Below are 488 nucleotides of genomic sequence, written 5' to 3'. Positions count from 1 at the left end.
CCTACGAGCTCTTTACGCCCAATAATTCCGGATAACGCTTGCGCCCTACGTATTACCGCGGCTGCTGGCACGTAGTTAGCCGGCGCTTCTTCTGCAGGTACCGTCACTTTCGCTTCTTCCCTACTGAAAGAGGTTTACAACCCGAAGGCCGTCATCCCTCACGCGGCGTCGCTGCATCAGGCTTCCGCCCATTGTGCAATATTCCCCACTGCTGCCTCCCGTAGGAGTCTGGGCCGTGTCTCAGTCCCAGTGTGGCCGGTCACCCTCTCAGGCCGGCTACCCGTCGTCGCCTTGGTGAGCCATTACCTCACCAACAAGCTGATAGGCCGCGAGTCCATCCAAAACCACAATAAAGCTTTCCACCCCCCACCATGCGATGAGGAGTCATATCCGGTATTAGACCCAGTTTCCCAGGCTTATCCCAGAGTTAAGGGCAGGTTACTCACGTGTTACTCACCCGTTCGCCACTAATCCCCCAGCAAGCTGGG

The 488-nt window shown here is 57.2% G+C and carries 1 rRNA gene (cut by both window edges); it reads right to left on the bottom strand.

The window, feature by feature from the left end:
• Positions 1-488 (bottom strand): 16S ribosomal RNA (locus tag ASE78_RS14990) (its annotated part extends past both window edges: 999 nt to the left, 307 nt to the right); the annotation flags it as partial.

It is taken from the genome of Sphingomonas sp. Leaf25 (assembly GCF_001421635.1).
In the GTDB taxonomy this organism is placed as follows: Bacteria; Pseudomonadota; Alphaproteobacteria; order Sphingomonadales; family Sphingomonadaceae; genus Sphingomonas.
The sequence above is the reverse complement of the archived record's forward strand: the minus strand, read 5'-3'. Positions and strand labels throughout refer to the sequence as shown.